13 protein-coding genes are annotated in these 14,501 nt (G+C 73.9%); 5 read left to right on the top strand and 8 right to left on the bottom strand.

Features of this window, described 5'->3' with window-relative positions; all coding sequences use genetic code 11:
* The first annotated feature begins 24 nt into the window (after positions 1-24).
* A complete protein-coding gene (locus tag GFJ45_RS01655) occupies positions 25-567 on the top strand; it encodes a DUF5709 domain-containing protein (RefSeq protein ID WP_153393431.1) in 543 nt (180 codons plus the stop codon).
* Between the two features lie 60 nt (positions 568-627).
* Here GFJ45_RS01655 and GFJ45_RS01650 read toward each other — a convergent pair whose 3' ends face one another.
* The 6 genes from GFJ45_RS01650 to GFJ45_RS01625 form a co-directional block, all read right to left on the bottom strand.
* Positions 628-1,290 (bottom strand): regulatory protein RecX, encoded by a 663-nt coding sequence (locus tag GFJ45_RS01650; protein ID WP_153393428.1) that lies wholly within the window; start codon positions 1,288-1,290, stop codon positions 628-630.
* 15 nt (positions 1,291-1,305) lie between these two features.
* The gene (gene recA, locus GFJ45_RS01645) at positions 1,306-2,376 is read right to left on the bottom strand and encodes a recombinase RecA (protein ID WP_153393425.1); all 1,071 of its coding nucleotides are present in this window, start codon (positions 2,374-2,376) and stop codon (positions 1,306-1,308) included.
* Positions 2,377-2,666: 290 nt separating this feature from the next.
* Positions 2,667-3,761: an NYN domain-containing protein gene (locus tag GFJ45_RS01640; RefSeq protein ID WP_153393422.1), complete on the bottom strand. Its 1,095-nt coding sequence runs from the start codon at positions 3,759-3,761 to the stop codon at positions 2,667-2,669.
* 43 nt (positions 3,762-3,804) lie between these two features.
* Complete coding sequence (locus GFJ45_RS01635) at positions 3,805-4,698, bottom strand: ABC transporter permease (RefSeq protein ID WP_228386347.1); 894 nt, start codon at positions 4,696-4,698, stop codon at positions 3,805-3,807.
* Positions 4,695-5,528: an ABC transporter permease gene (locus GFJ45_RS01630; protein WP_153393419.1), complete on the bottom strand. Its 834-nt coding sequence runs from the start codon at positions 5,526-5,528 to the stop codon at positions 4,695-4,697. Before GFJ45_RS01630 ends, GFJ45_RS01635 begins: the two co-directional genes overlap by 4 nt.
* Entirely contained in the window at positions 5,528-6,442 is a 915-nt protein-coding gene (locus GFJ45_RS01625) for an ABC transporter ATP-binding protein (RefSeq protein WP_153393610.1), read from the bottom strand. Before GFJ45_RS01625 ends, GFJ45_RS01630 begins: the two co-directional genes overlap by 1 nt.
* A gap of 118 nt (positions 6,443-6,560) precedes the next feature.
* On the opposite strand from GFJ45_RS01625, the gene GFJ45_RS01620 reads away from it, so the two are divergent.
* Both GFJ45_RS01620 and GFJ45_RS01615 read left to right on the top strand, forming a co-directional pair.
* Positions 6,561-7,907, top strand: coding sequence for an aspartate kinase (locus GFJ45_RS01620; protein ID WP_153393416.1), 1,347 nt, complete (start codon positions 6,561-6,563; stop codon positions 7,905-7,907).
* 5 nt (positions 7,908-7,912) lie between these two features.
* Entirely contained in the window at positions 7,913-9,019 is a 1,107-nt protein-coding gene (locus GFJ45_RS01615; protein ID WP_228386345.1) for an aspartate-semialdehyde dehydrogenase, read from the top strand.
* A gap of 42 nt (positions 9,020-9,061) precedes the next feature.
* Here GFJ45_RS01615 and GFJ45_RS01610 read toward each other — a convergent pair whose 3' ends face one another.
* On the bottom strand, positions 9,062-9,283 hold the full coding sequence (locus tag GFJ45_RS01610) for a DUF3046 domain-containing protein (protein ID WP_153393410.1): 222 nt from the start codon (positions 9,281-9,283) through the stop codon (positions 9,062-9,064).
* Between the two features lie 24 nt (positions 9,284-9,307).
* Positions 9,308-10,225 (bottom strand): AEC family transporter, encoded by a 918-nt coding sequence (locus tag GFJ45_RS01605; RefSeq protein WP_153393407.1) that lies wholly within the window; start codon positions 10,223-10,225, stop codon positions 9,308-9,310.
* A 93-nt stretch (positions 10,226-10,318) separates the two neighbouring features.
* Here GFJ45_RS01605 and GFJ45_RS01600 point away from each other — a divergent pair, with 93 nt between their 5' ends.
* Together GFJ45_RS01600 and GFJ45_RS01595 are read left to right on the top strand one after the other, a co-directional pair.
* A complete protein-coding gene (locus GFJ45_RS01600) occupies positions 10,319-10,522 on the top strand; it encodes a hypothetical protein (protein WP_153393403.1) in 204 nt (67 codons plus the stop codon).
* A 78-nt stretch (positions 10,523-10,600) separates the two neighbouring features.
* Positions 10,601-14,501 (top strand): Lhr family ATP-dependent helicase (locus tag GFJ45_RS01595; RefSeq protein WP_153393400.1); only part of this gene is annotated, 3,901 nt, incomplete at its 3' end.

Raw genomic sequence — 14,501 nt, 5'->3', positions numbered from 1 at the left:
GAGAGCGACGAAGGGAGACACCTGATGAGCGACCAGCCTGGTGCCGAGAGCATCGAGGACCACGGCCAGAGCTTCAGCGTCGACGACGAGGACCAGCTGCAGCCGTCGGACACCCTCACCGGCGACGACGTCGACCCGGCCGACCCGGTCGAGCAGGGCTACACCGCCCCGGACCGGTTGCACGGGAGCACCGCGTTCGGGGTCACGCCGTTCGAGCAGGCGCAGGACGAGACCATCGACCAGCGCGTGATGCAGGAGCGGCCCGACCCCGAGACCGCCTACGGCGCCCCGCAGGACGAGAGCGGCCTGGACGCCGACGCCCCGCGCTCGCACCAGCAGGGCCGGGTCGGTGGCGACGACCCCGACTCGATCCCTGCCGAGGACGACTTCGTCGGCCCCGCGGGCTCGGAGGTGGGCCGGCTGGTCGAGCCCGACGAGGGTGTGCGCGAGGATGCCGAGAAGGACGTCGTGGCGAGCGAGCAGAACCAGGTGCAGCCCGACTCCGCCGAGGAAGCCGCCATCCACTACACCGACGAGGACACCGAGGCCGACCTGGAGCGGCCCTGACCGGTGCTGCCGCGCTCCTGCTGAGCGCAGCCGCGGGGTCTCCCCGAGCGCTGCCGGGCCTCAGTCCCGCTGGTGCTCGGCAGCCTCGTCGAGAACCTCGCGAACCACCCCGTAGGCCACCCCGGCGCCGTACCCCTTGCGTGCCAGGAACCCGGCCAGCCGCCGGGTCTGCACGTCGCGGCCGAGCCCGTGCAGCCGGGTGAGGCGTGCCTGCGCCAGCGCCCTGGCCTGGGCACGCTCGTCCTCGGCGGTGGTGTCCTCCAGCGCCGCCTCGATGTGGTGCTCCGCGACGCCCTTGCGGCGCAGCTCGTAGCCCAGCGCCCGGGCCGAGAGGCCCTTGGTCTCCCGGCGGCTGTGCACGAGCATGCGCGCGTAGGCGGCGTCGTCGACGAGCCCGACCTCCTCCATCCGGTCGAGCACGGCGGTCGCGACCTCATCCTCGCAGCCGCGCTGGCGCAGCTTGTCCGCGAGCTGCTGGCGCGAGCGGGGCGCCATGGTGAGCTGGCGGAGCACGATCTGCCGGGCCACGGCGTACGGGTCCGGCTCGTCGTCCTCGCGCACCGCCTCCGGCACGTCGTCCTCGGCGCGGCCCCGTCGCCGGCTGGGCCGCGCGGGCGCCACCGGCTCGGGGCCGGGTGAGGCGGAGGCCCCGGCCCCGGCCTGCTCGGCCTGGGCCAGGGCCTCCTGTGCTCGGCGCAGCCGCTCCTGCTGCTCGGCGCTCATCGGCTCAGCTCAACCTCAGAAGTTGACCGGGACCTCGCCGGTGACCGGGTCGACCCCCTCGGGGACCTCGTCACTGCGGACGCCTACCCCGAGCTTGTCCTTGATCTTGCGCTCGATCTCGTCGGCGATGTCGGGGTTGTCGCGCAGGAACTGACGGGCGTTCTCCTTGCCCTGCCCCAGCTGCTCGCCCTCGTAGGTGTACCAGGCCCCGGACTTGCGCACGAAGCCCTGCTCGACTCCCATGTCGATCAGGCCACCCTCGCGGGAGATGCCGTGACCGTAGAGGATGTCGAACTCGGCCTGCTTGAACGGCGGGGAGACCTTGTTCTTGACCACCTTGACCCGGGTGCGGTTGCCGACCGGGTCCGAGCCGTCCTTCAAGGTCTCGATCCGGCGGATGTCCAGGCGCACCGAGGCGTAGAACTTCAGCGCCTTGCCACCCGTCGTGGTTTCAGGGGAGCCGAACATCACGCCGATCTTCTCGCGGAGCTGGTTGATGAAGATCGCGGTGGTGCCGGACGTGCTGAGCGCACCGGTGATCTTCCGCAGCGCCTGCGACATCAGGCGCGCCTGCAGACCGACGTGGCTGTCGCCCATCTCGCCCTCGATCTCGGCGCGGGGCACCAGCGCCGCGACCGAGTCGATGACGATGACGTCCAGGGCGCCGGAGCGCACCAGCATGTCGGCGATCTCCAGCGCCTGCTCACCGGTGTCGGGCTGGCTCACCAGCAGCGCGTCGGTGTCGACGCCGAGCGCCTTGGCGTACTCGGGGTCCAGTGCGTGCTCGGCGTCGATGAAGGCCGCGATCCCGCCGTCCTTCTGCGCGTTGGCGACCGCGTGCAGTGCCAGGCTCGTCTTGCCCGAGGACTCCGGGCCGTAGATCTCGATGACGCGCCCGCGCGGGATCCCGCCGACGCCGAGGGCGACGTCCAGGGCGATCGAGCCGGTGGGGATGACCTTGATCGGCGGCCGGACGTCGTCACCGAGCCGCATGACCGCGCCCTTGCCGTAGGACTTCTCGATCTGGCCCATGACCGTGTCGAGTGCCTTGGTCTTGTCATTCTGCTGCGCTGGCACCTTGGCCATCTCCTGCTCCTTCACATCGTGGGCGAGCGCGCCTACCTTCGACCGACCGCGGCCGCCCGACCCTGGGGGTCGACGTCTCATCCGTGTCCTGTCAGACGCTAGGTCCCCGCACCGACACCGCACCCGTCCCGGCCGATGGCCTGTGGACGACGGTGGCGCCCGGGCACCTGCCCTTCAGGCTAGTCGTAACTCTGTACGAGCAGGGTGAGGGTGGCCGCGACACGCGGGGCGTGTCGCGGCCGGGAGGCGACGGACCGGCCAGCCGGTGGCCGGGCAGGCAGCGGACTCGGTCAGTCAGGGACGGTGAGCAGGTAGTCACCGGCGTCGTCGTCCCACGCCAGGCCCACGACTCCGGCGGCGGCGGCGCCCTTGCAGAACTGCAGGAACGAGCGGTAGCCGAGCGCCTTCTCGCTGAACTGCGGCCGTTCCCGGCGCAGCCGGTCCTTCAGGCCGGACAGCCCGGTCCCCTTGCCGTCGGACTCCGCGGCCACGACCTGGCGCAGCAGCGCGAAGGCGTCCTCGCGGTCCCCGAGCTCGGCCAGCGTCACCACCGGGTCCCCCTTGGCCGGTCCCTCGCTGAGCTCGACCACGCCGCGCTGCTCCAGGTGGGACAGCAGCTCACCGAAGGCGCGGAAGCCGTGGGCGGCCTCGCTGAAGGTCGGGTCCTTGCGCAGCAGGGTCCGCTTGAGCTCCGAAGCGCTCACCTGCCCGCCACCGGTGCGCTGCAGCCCGGAGACCGTCTGTGCCACCAGCACCGCCACGTCGTCGACGTCGGAGACGGCGGGCCGCTCCTCCTCGGCGACGGTCTCCGCGGCCGGCTCCGAGGGCGGCGCCACGCGGCTACCCTGGCCCCGCGAGCGCGGGGCGGTCTTGGGCTCCCGGTGGCCCTCCCCGCTCTCCCCCGCCGGCTCCACGCCCTCCAGGTCGTCGTAGTAGAGGAACTCGTCGCAGGCCGGTGGCAGCAGCTTGGAGGTCGAGTGCCGCACGCCGACGCCGATGACGCGCTTGTTGAGCTCGCGCAGCTTGTGCACCAGCGGGGTGAAGTCGCTGTCCCCGGTGGCGACCACGAAGGTGGAGATGTAGTCGCGGACGAACGCCAGCTCCAGGGCATCGACGGCCATCTTGATGTCGGCGGCGTTCTTGCGGGCGTAGCCCATCCGCTGCGGCATCTCGATCAGCTCGACGTGCGAGCGGGTCAGCATCCGGCGGTCCTCGTCGAAGTAGGACCAGTCGGCGTAGGCGCGGCGCACCACGACCCGGCCGCGCTCGGCGAGGGCGTCGCTCACCGGGCGCAGCTGGAAGCTGATGCCCCCGAGGTGGTCCCGCGTGCCCAGCGCGAGGTTCTCGTAGTCCAGGAACAGGGCGATGCGCTCTTCTTCGTCCACGGCGCCACCCTACGGCGGCGGGCGCGGTCCCGGCCGGGGCGCCTCAGGACAGCAGCAGCCGCTCGATCCGGCGCGAGGCGCCCCAGACGCCCAGCAGCCCCATCGCCAGCAGGTAGCCGACGTGGACCAGCAGTCCCGGCCCCACGTCGCCCAGCATCAGCGCCCGCTCCAGCGCCACGCCGTGGTAGAGCGGGGTCCACTCCACGAGCCAGCGGACCGACCCCGGGTACTGCGCCAGCGGGTAGAAGGTGGCCGAGAACAGGAACAGCGGCTGGATCACCAGCGTGACGTAGTCGAAGTCGACCCAGGACCGCATGTAGGTGGTGGCCCACATGCCCACGGAGGCGAACGCGAACCCGATGAGCACCGCCCCCGGCAGCGCCAGTAGCGCCCACCAGGAGCGCACGAAGCCGGCCACAGCCGCGACCAACAGGAAGGCGCCGGAGTAGAGCGAGCCGCGCATGAGCGCCCAGGTGACCTCGCCGACCGCGACGTCCCGCGGCCCGAGCGGCGTCGCCAGCACCGAGTCGTAGAGGCGGGCGTAGCGCAGCTTGAAGAAGACGTTGAAGGTGGAGTCGAAGACCGCGCCGTTCATCGCCGAGGCCGCCAGCAGCGCGGGCGCGACGAAGACCGGGTAGGGCACCTCCACGCCGCTGTCGGTGGTGACCGTGCGTACCAGCGCACCGAGCCCGATGCCCAGCGAGAACAGGTAGAACACCGGCTCGACGAAGCCGGACAGCAGCAGCACCCAGAGCCGCCGGTAGGCCATCACGTTGCGCTCGACCAGCACCCGCGCCAGGCCGGCACCGGCCGGGAACGGCATCGCCCGGGCCAGCGCCGAGACCATCCTCGGCGGGCGGCGCCCGGGCGGCCGGCCCGGCGGTGCTGGGCGGCCGGACCGCTCCGGTACCGCGGCGCGGGAGGCCGACGGCGTCATACGACCAGCCTCCGGTGGAAGGCGCGCCAGGCCCACCACAGCGCCAGGGTCAGCACGACCAGCAGGTAGAGGCCGTGCAGCCCCAGCCCGGCCCAGTCCGGGCGACCGGTCGCCAGCATCCGGGAGGCGTCCACGCCGTGCCACAGCGGGGTCGCGTAGGCGACCGCCTGCAGCGGCCCCGGCAGCTGCGAGACCGGGAAGAAGGTCCCCGAGAACAGGAACAGCGGGGTCATCACGAACCGGAACAGCAGCGCGAACCCCTGGTCGGTGTTGTCCTTCACCTGCGCCGCGAAGGCGAAACACGGCACGCTGAAGGCCATGCCGGTCAGCACCACGAACGGCACCGCGAGCAGCACCAGTGGCGAGGACCAGGAGCCGAAGAGCGCCCCGACGCCCACGAACACCACGGTGCCGAAGGTGACGGACAGCGCGACGTAGGCCAGGTGCCCCAGCAGCACGTCGCGCACGGTCAGCGGCGCAGCGAGCATCGCGTGGTACTGCCGGTTCCAGCGGATCGCCCCGTAGACCGAGTAGGTCGACTCCCCCATCGCCACCCACATCGCCTGCGCGGCGAGGATGCCGGGCACGACGTACTGCAGGTACGGGAGCCCCTCCACACCCCCGGCGCGCTCGTCCACCAGGTCGCCCAGCACCAGCCCCATCGAGACCAGGAACATGACCGGCATCAGGAAGCGGCTGATGACGCTGCCCTTCCAGGTGCGCAGGTACTGCACCCACCAGAACTCGAACGCCGGCCGCCACCGCTGCCGCGGCGGCAGCGCGCGGGCCGGCTCCCGGGCCGCCACTGCTGGGTCGGTGGCGGTGCTCATCAGTCCACCAGCGTCCGTCCGGTCAGGTGCAGGAAGACGTCCTCCAGCGTCGAGCGGCGCACCAGCGACGACAGCGGCTGCACCCCGCGGCGGTGCACCTCCGAGGAGGCGGCGTCACCGTCGGCGACGTAGACCAGCAGCCGGTCGGGAAGCACCTCGGTCCGCTCCCCGATCCCCTCGACGGCGCGGGCGTGCCCGGTCAGGTCCTCCTCGGCGAACCGGAGCTCGAGCACCTCGCGGGTCGAGTAGCACTCGATGAGGGACCGGGGCGAGCCCTCCGCGACGATCCGGCCGCCGTCCATGACCACGAGTCGGTCGCACAGCTGCTCGGCCTCGTCCATGTAGTGCGTGGTGAGCACCAGCGTGACCCCGCGCCGCTTGAGCCGGAACAGCCGGTCCCACAGCACGTGCCGCGCCTGCGGGTCCAGCCCGGTGGTCGGCTCGTCCAGCAGCAGCAGTTCGGGGTCGTTGACCAGCGAGCGGGCGATCGTCAGCCGGCGCTTCATCCCACCGGAGAGCGGCTCCACCTTCGCGTCCGCCCGCTCGGTCAGCTGCGCGAACTGCAGCAGCTCGGTCGCCCGGCGCCGGGTCTCGGCCCGGGAGAGGCCGAAGTAGCGGCCGTAGATGCGGATGTTCTCGCTGACCGTCAGCTCCTCGTCGAGGGTGTCCCGCTGCGGCACCACGCCCATCCGGGCCCGGATCTGCGGGCCGTGGGTGGCGGGGTCCATCCCGAACAGCCGCAGCACCCCGGCGCTGGGCGGAGAGACCGCCCCGACCATGCGCATCGTGGAGGACTTCCCGGCGCCGTTGGGCCCCAGGAACCCGAACGCCTCGCCCCGCTGCACCGACACGTCGATCCCGTCCACCGCGACGAGGTCGCCGAAGCGCTTGACCAGGCCGCTGGCCTCGATCATCGGGTCCCCGCTGCCGTCCACGCCAGGAACAATAGACGGCCCCGGTGACACCCCCCACCGGTTTTGTCCCGACCCCGGGACCCCCCGCGGGGCCCCCCACCCCCGTAGACTGTGGCGAGTGCCTTTGCTCGTCCAGAAGTACGGTGGCTCCTCCGTCGCCGACGTCGACGCCGTCCGCCGGGTGGCCCAGCGCGTGGTGCAGACGCACCGCGAGGGCAACCAGGTGGCCGTCGTCGTCTCGGCGATGGGGGACACGACCGACGAACTGCTCGACCTGGCCAGCCAGGTCTCACCCCACGACCCTCCCGAGCGTGAGCTCGACATGCTGCTCACCGCCGGTGAGCGCATCTCGATGGCCCTGCTGGCGATGGCCATCGAGGAGCTGGGCGTCCCCGCCCGCTCCTACACCGGGCAGCAGGCCGGCCTGCTCACCGACGCCTCGCACGGCAGCGCCCGGCTGCTGGACGTGACCCCCGACCGCGTCAAGGAGACCCTCGACAGCGGCGCCGTGGCGATCGTGGCCGGCTTCCAGGGCGTGTCCCAGGACGAGGACATCACCACCCTCGGCCGGGGCGGCTCGGACACCACGGCGGTGGCTCTCGCCGCGGCGCTGGCGGCCGACGTCTGCGAGATCTACACCGACGTGGACGGCCTGTTCAGCGCCGACCCGCGGATCGTGCCGTCGGCCTCGCGGGTGACCCGCATCAGCATCGAGGAGACCCTCGAGATGGCCGCGCACGGCGCCAAGATCCTGCACCTGCGAGCGGTCGAGTACGCCCGGCGGTTCGCGGTGCCGCTGCACGTGCGCTCCAGCTTCTCCGACAAGGAGGGGACCTGGATCCTCGTGGACCGCCCGCTGACCCCGCTCAGCAGCGACGGCACCGGCGAGCACGCGACCGGCGCGAGCCCCGTGACCGCATCGACCACCACCGGGAACGAGGAACCCATGGAAGACCCGATCATCTCCGGCATCGCCCACGACCGTCACCTCGGCAAGATCACCTGCGTCGGCGTGCCCGACAAGCCCGGCTCCGCCGCGACCGTGCTGGGCGCGATCACCCGCGCCGGCGTGGGGATCGACATGATCGTGCAGAACGTCTCGCACGAGGACACCGGCGTCACCGACATCTCCTTCACGATCCCCGAGGCGGACGGCACCCGCACCGTCACCGCGCTGCGCGAGCTGCAGCGCGAGATGGGCTTCGAGGACGTGCTCTACACCTCCCACACCGGCAAGCTGTCGCTGGTCGGCGCCGGGCTGCGGTCCAACCCGCACGTGGCCCACCGGTTGTTCAGCGCGCTGTCCGACGCCGGCATCAACATCGAGATGATCTCCACCTCCGAGATCCGCATCTCGATCCTGGTGGACCAGGCCAACCTCGAGGACGCCGTCCGGGCGGTGCACACCGCCTTCGAGATGGACGCCGAGGACCAGGCCGTCGTCTACGCCGGGACCGGGCGGTGATGCCGGTGACCCACCACGAGCACCCCCGCCCCGTCCACGTCGCCGTCGTCGGCGCCACCGGTCAGGTCGGCGCCGTGATGCGCCGGCTGCTGGCCGAGCGCGACTTCCCCGTGGCCAGCATCCGCTACTTCGCCTCCAGCCGCTCCGCCGGCCGCAGCCTGCCCTGGGAGGGCCGCTGGGACGGCCAGCCGCAGCAGCAGCCGCGCGACGTCGTCGTGGAGGACGTGGCGACCGCGGACCTGTCCGGCATCGACGTCGCGCTGTTCTCCGCCGGCGGGTCCACCTCCAAGGAGCACGCACCGCGGTTCGCCGAGGCCGGCGCCGTCGTCATCGACAACTCCTCGGCCTGGCGGCTGGACGAGCGGGTCCCGCTGGTCGTCAGCGAGGTCAACCCCGAGGCGCTCGACGCCGCGGTGGCCGACGGCGCCGCCCGGATCGTGGCCAACCCCAACTGCACCACGATGGCCGCGATGCCGGTCCTCAAGGCGCTGCACGACGTGGCCGGCCTGCAGCGGCTGGCCGTGGCGACCTACCAGGCGGTCTCCGGTAGCGGCGTGGCCGGCGTCGAGGAGCTCGCCGGGCAGGTGCGCGCCGGGGTCGAGCAGGACCTGGAGGGGCTGGCCCACGACGGCCGAGCGGTCCAGCTGCCCGTGCCGAGCAGCTACCACGCCCCCATCGCGTTCAACGTGCTGGCGCTGGCCGGAGACCTGGTCGACGACGGCTCCGGCGAGACCAGCGAGGAGCAGAAGCTGCGCAACGAGTCGCGCAAGATCCTCGACCTGCCGGAGCTGCCGGTGGCAGGGACCTGCGTCCGGGTCCCCGTCTTCACCGGCCACTCGCTGGCGGTGCACGCCGAGTTCGACCAGCCGCTGGAGCCGGGGCGCGCCCGCGAGGTGCTCGCCAAGGCGCCCGGCGTGGCGCTGGCCGACGTGCCGACACCGCTGGACGCGGCCGGGCAGGACCCCTCCTACGTGGGCCGGATCCGCACCGACCAGTCGGTGCCGGACGGGCGCGGGCTGGTGCTGTTCATCAGCAACGACAACCTGCGCAAGGGCGCGGCCCTCAACACCGTGCAGATCGCCGAGGCGCTGCTGGAGCGCGCCCTGGTCTGAGACGTCACGGCGCCGCCGGGGCTGCGCCTGCCGACGGCGGGCTCAGGCGCGGCGGCGCCGCTCGTCCAGGTAGCGGCGCTCCGGCGGGACGTCCAGGTCGTCGCAGAGCGCCTCCCACACCCGGCGGACGGGCAGCCCGTCCTCGACCGCCTGGTCGGCGGTGCGGTCGCCGAGGGCGTGGATGGCGTGGCTGGCCGCCAGCCGACGGCCGTAGGCGCGGCCGAACTCCTGCTCCAGCAGGGCGGCGAACTCGCTGAGGCGCATGCCTCGACGGTACGTCAGCGGCCCTCAGCCCAGCACTCCGACCGTCACCAGCATCGCCGGCAGGGCGCACACCGTGGTGACGAAGACCGCCTCCCGCGCGACCCGCACCCCGCGCCCGTAGGTGACGGCCAGGATGAACACGTTCTGCGCGGTCGGGAGGGCGGCGAGCACGGTCGCGGCGGCGACCAGGCTGCGGTCGAGGCCGAGGGCGAGCGCGGTGAGGCCGGTCACCACGGGCATCAGCACCAGCTTGGCGCCGAGCACGGCGGCCAGCTCCGGCCAGCCGCCCCCGGAGCCCGGCAGCGGCGCGCCGCGCAGCGAGGCGCCGAACGCCAGCAGCATGGCCGGGATCGCCAGCCCGCCCAGCAGCTCCAGCGGGTCGACGACCGCCGTCGGCAGCACCAGCCCGGTGAGGGCCGCGCCGAGCCCCAGCAGCGACGCCACGGTGAGCGGGTTGCGCAGCGGCTGCGTGGCCAGCCGCCTGAGCGAGGTCCGGTCGCCCCCGACCGCGTCGAGGGCCGCCAGCCAGGCCGGCTGCAGCAGCAGCAGCTGCAGCAGCACGATGGGCGCGGCCAGCGAGCCGTCGCCCAGCACGTAGACCGCGATGGGCAGCCCGAGATTGCCGGCGTTGACGTAGGAGGCGGACATGCCGCTGACGAGGGCGTGGGTGGCGCTGCGCCGCAGCAGCAGCCGGAAGACCGCGACCACCACCGCCCCGCTGACGAGGGCGCCGGCGAGCGTGGCGGCCAGGTAGCCAGAGAACACCACGTGCACGTCCGAGCGGGCCACCAGCAGGAACAGCAGCGCCGGCGCGCCCGCCCAGAAGGTGACGGTGGCCAGCACGCGCTCCTCGCCCTCGCGCAGCAGGCCGGTGTGCGCCAGCAGCCAGCCGACCGCGACGACGAACGCGATCAGCCCGAACCCCTGCAGGACGGCCAGCACCTGAGGCAGTATGTCCTCGCGCCAGTGACACAATGACAGCACCCCCCGTGCCGCGGCCCCGGCCCGGGGACACGAGCGAGGGAGGAAGCACCCGTGAGCAGCGACCGCAAGCTCGCCTGGTGGCAGAAGATCCTGGTCGCCCTGAAGATCTGGGCGCCGCCGCACCGCACCCGGCACCACGAGCTGCGCGACATGCCGCGGCCCACCCCGCCGCCGGTGACCGGCGCCCACGGCAACCGCGTGGTCTCCCCGGACCGGCCGCGGCTGGTGCCGCAGCGCGACCCGCACACCCAGTAGCGGCCCGCGCCCGCCGCTACCGCTGCCTCGCCCGCTCGCGGGGGGCCGGTTGTCAGCAGGGCGTGGCAGGCTGGCCGGGTGAGCGTCCTCGACCGGTTCAGCGAGCCCACGCGGGCGTGGTTCCGGTCCTCCTTCCCGGAGCCGACCCCGGCGCAGACCGGCGCCTGGGAGGCCATCAGCGCCGGCGAGCACACCCTGGTCGTCGCGCCGACCGGCTCCGGCAAGACGCTCTCGGCGTTCCTGTGGTCGCTGGACCGGCTGGCCGCGGACCCGCTCCCCCGGGACGGTGAGCGGCCGCGGTGCCGCGTGCTCTACGTGTCCCCCCTCAAGGCCCTCGCCGTCGACGTCGAGCGCAACCTGCGCTCCCCGCTGGTGGGCATCCGGCACGCCGCCCGGAGGCTGGGCCAGCACGTGCCCGAGGTCTCGGTCGCGGTGCGCTCCGGGGACACCCCGGCCGAGGAGCGCCGTGCCTTCGCCCGGCACGGGGCCGACGTGCTCATCACCACCCCTGAGTCGCTCTTCCTGCTGCTGACCTCGCAGGCGCGCTCGGCCCTGGCCGGGGTCGAGACGGTGATCGTCGACGAGGTCCACGCGGTGGCCGGCACCAAGCGCGGCGCGCACCTGGCGGTGAGCCTGGAGCGGCTGGACGCGCTGCTGGACCGGCCGGCACAGCGGATCGGCCTGTCGGCGACCGTGCGACCCGTCGAGGAGGTCGCCCGGTTCCTGGCCGGCGGACGGCCGGTGCGCACCGTGCAGCCCGCGGCCGTCAAGGAGTGGGACCTGCAGGTGCACGTCCCCGTCGCCGACATGACCGACCCCGGGCTGGTGGGCACGACGGCGGACCGGCACGAGCCCGCCCCTGAGGATATGGCGGGCCTGGCGGGTCAGGACGAGGAGGACGGCGTCGCGGCAGCGGGCACCGGCCCGGTGCTGCCCGACCTGGAGACGGACGACGGGAGCCGCTGGCAGCCGCCGGAGGACCCCACCGAGCGGGCCTCGGTGTGGCCGCACGTGGAGCGGCGGGTCGCCGAGCTGGTCGCCGCGCACCGCTCCACGCTGGTGTTCGCGAACTCCCGGCGGCTGGCCGAGCGGCTCACCTCCCGGCTCAACGAGCTCGCCGAGGAGGCGGCTGCCGGCGACGAGGGAGCGGCGGGCACCGAGCCGGCCGTCGCACCCCGCCGCCCGCCAGCACAGCTGATGGGGCAGGCCGGCTCCGGCGGCGGGTCCCCGCCGGTGCTGGCACGGGCGCACCACGGGTCGGTGAGCAAGGAGCACCGCGCCGAGATCGAGGACGCCCTCAAGTCCGGCCGGCTGCCTGCGGTGGTGGCGACCAGCTCGCTGGAGCTCGGCATCGACATGGGCGCCGTCGACCAGGTGGTGCAGGTCGAGTCGCCGCCCAGCGTCGCCAGCGGGCTGCAGCGGGTCGGGCGGGCCGGGCACCAGGTCGGGGCGGTGTCCCGCGGGGTGTTCCTGCCCAAGCACCGGGGGGACCTCGTGCAGACCGCCGTGGTGGTCGACCGGATGCGGCGGGGCCTCATCGAGGCGCTGCACGTGCCGGCCAACCCGCTGGACGTGCTGGCCCAGCAGGTGGTGGCCATGGTCGCCGTCGACGACTGGCCGGTGCCGGACCTGCTCACGCTGCTGCAGCGCAGCGCGCCGTTCGCGAGCCTGGGCCGCTCGCTGCTGGACTCGGTGCTGGACATGCTCTCCGGCCGCTACCCCGGCGAGGAGCTGGCCGACCTGCGTCCCCGGGTGGTGTGGGACCGGGTCGCCGACACGCTCAGCGCGCGGCGGGGCGCGCAGCTGCTCGCGGTGACCAGCGGCGGGACCATCCCGGACCGCGGGCTGTTCGCCGTGATGCTGGCCACCGGCGACGGGCCGGGGCGCCGGGTGGGCGAGCTGGACGAGGAGATGGTCTACGAGTCCCGGGTCGGTGACGTGTTCACGCTGGGGACCTCCTCGTGGCGCATCGAGGACATCACCCACGACCAGGTGCTGGTCACCCCCGCACCGGGCCAGGTGGGCCGGCTGCCGTTCTGGAAGGGCGACACGCTGGGCCGGCCGGCCGAGCTCGGCGAGGCGGTCGGGGCGTTCGTGCGGGAGACGGCCGCGGCGGGCGAGGCGACCGCACGCGAGCGGCTCCGGGAGCGGGGGCTGGACGAGTGGGCGGCCGACAACCTGCTCGCCCACCTGGCGGAGCAGCGGGAGGCGACGGGGCACCTCCCGGGCGACGACACCCTCGTGGTGGAACGGTTCCGCGACGAGATCGGCGACTGGCGCGTGGTGGTGCACAGCCCCTACGGCACGCCGGTGCACGCCCCGTGGGCGCTGTGCATCGGGGCCCGGCTGCGGGAGCGGCTCGGGGCGGACGTGCAGGCCATGGCCGCCGACGACGGGATCGTGCTGCGGCTGCCCGACCACGGTGAGGAGGAGGGCCGGGCGCTGGACCGCGAGCTGGCCGACCTGCTGGTGCTGGACCCCGAGGAGGTCCACGACCTGGTCACCGCCGAGATCGGCGGGTCGGCGCTGTTCGCCTCCCGGTTCCGCGAGTGCGCGGCCCGCGCGCTGCTGCTGCCCCGCCGCCGGCCGGACCGGCGGCAGCCGCTGTGGCAGCAGCGGCAGCGCTCGGCCCAGCTGCTGGAGGTAGCGGCGCGCTACCCCACCTTCCCCATCGTGCTGGAGGCGGTCCGGGAGGTGGTGCAGGACGTCTACGACGTCGGCGGGCTCACCACGCTGATGCGGCGGGTGGCCGACCGGTCGGTGCGGGTGGTGACCGTCGAGACCCCGACCGCCTCGCCGTTCGCCCGGTCGCTGCTGCTGGGCTACGTCGCGCAGTACCTCTACGAGGGCGACTCCCCGCTGGCCGAGCGGCGGGCCGCCGCGCTGTCGCTGGACCCGGCGCTGCTGGCCGAGCTGCTCGGCCGCGGCGAGGGCGCCTCGCTGGCCGACCTGCTCGACCCGGAGGTGGTGGCCCGCACCGAGGCCGAGCTGCAGCGGCTGGACCCGGACCGGGCCGCCCGGGCCGCCGAGGACGTGCTCGACCTGCTGCGCCGGCTCGGTCCGCTGACGCAGGAGGAGGTGCTGGCGCGCGCCGAGCCGGCCGCCAGGGAGAAGGTGCCCGGCTGGCTCGCGGCGCTGGCCGAGCAGCGGCAGCTGATCGCCGTCCGGATCGCCGGGCAGGACCGGTGGGCCGACGTGCAGGACGCCGCCCGGCTGCGGGACGGCCTGGGCACCGCCCTGCCGGTGGGCGTGCCGGCGACGTTCCTGGAGCCGGTCCCGGACCCGCTCGGTGACCTGGTGGTGCGCTGGGCCCGCACCCACGGGCCGTTCCGTCCCGCGGACCTGGCAGCCCGGCTGGGCGTGGGCGCTGCGGTCGTGCACGACGTGGCCCGCCGGCTGGTGGCCGACGGGCGGCTGGTGGCGGGGCGGCTCCGTCCCGACGGGGCCGTGGCCGGGGACGGCCACCCCGACGGCGAGGCAGACGGCATCAGCACCGGCAGCCACGGCCGGGCGCTGGGTCCTGACCTGTGCGACCCGGACGTGCTCCGGCTGCTGCGCCGGCGCTCGCTGGCCGCGCTCCGCCAGGAGGTGGAACCGGTCGAGCAGGTCGACTACGCGGCGTTCCTGCCCGAGTGGCAGTCGCTGCGTCGGCTACCGGGGCCCGACGGCGTGCTGCGCGCCGTCGAGCAGCTGGCCGGCGCGAGGGTCCCCGCCAGTGCGCTGGAGTCGCTCGTGCTGCCGGCGCGGGTGCCCGACTACGCCCCCGGGATGCTGGATGAGCTGATGGCCGCCGGGGAGGTGCTCTGGCAGGGGCACGGGCCGATCCCCGGCGACGACGGGTGGGTGTCGCTGCACCTGGCCGACCACGCCGCCGTCACCATGGCCCCGGCGGAGCCGGTCGAGGGCGAGCTCCAGTCCAAGCTCACCCTGATGAGCGAGTCGCTGCGCAACGACGGGCGGATCTGGGTGCCGAAGCGGC

Source organism: Ornithinicoccus halotolerans (assembly GCF_009602535.1).
Lineage (GTDB): Bacteria > Actinomycetota > Actinomycetes > Actinomycetales > Dermatophilaceae > Ornithinicoccus > Ornithinicoccus halotolerans.
This window is presented reverse-complemented; position numbering and strand designations above follow the sequence as displayed.